Here is a 323-nt window from a genome sequence, read left to right as displayed (position 1 = left end):
GTCCGTCATTGAACGGATCGTGCACGGCTGGTCGCCGCAACAGATCGCCGGTCGGATGCGGCTGGAGCGCCATCCGATCTCGGTCAGCCACGAGACGATCTACAAGTTCGCCTATTCGCCGGATGGTCACGCGATCAAGCTCTGGAAACATCTGCCGGAACATCGGGCTCGACGCCGGGCGCGGCATGCGAGGCGCCGGCATGGCCAGCGTTTCAGCCCGGACCTCAACATCCTGCGCCGTCCGGATGTGGTTGCCGATCGCAGGCAGTTCGGACATTGGGAATGCGACCTGATCCAGTTCCGCCAGAAGTTCGGCAAGGCGA

General features: G+C 63.5%; 1 protein-coding gene. It reads left to right on the top strand.

The window, feature by feature from the left end; all coding sequences use genetic code 11:
• The coding region (locus ACOZKU_RS12430) for an IS30 family transposase (RefSeq protein WP_421579147.1) at positions 1-323 on the top strand (323 nt) is incomplete at both ends.

It is taken from the genome of Shinella sp. M31, from assembly GCF_049199205.1.
In the GTDB taxonomy this organism is placed as follows: Bacteria; Pseudomonadota; Alphaproteobacteria; order Rhizobiales; family Rhizobiaceae; genus Shinella.
The sequence above is the reverse complement of the archived record's forward strand: the minus strand, read 5'-3'. Positions and strand labels throughout refer to the sequence as shown.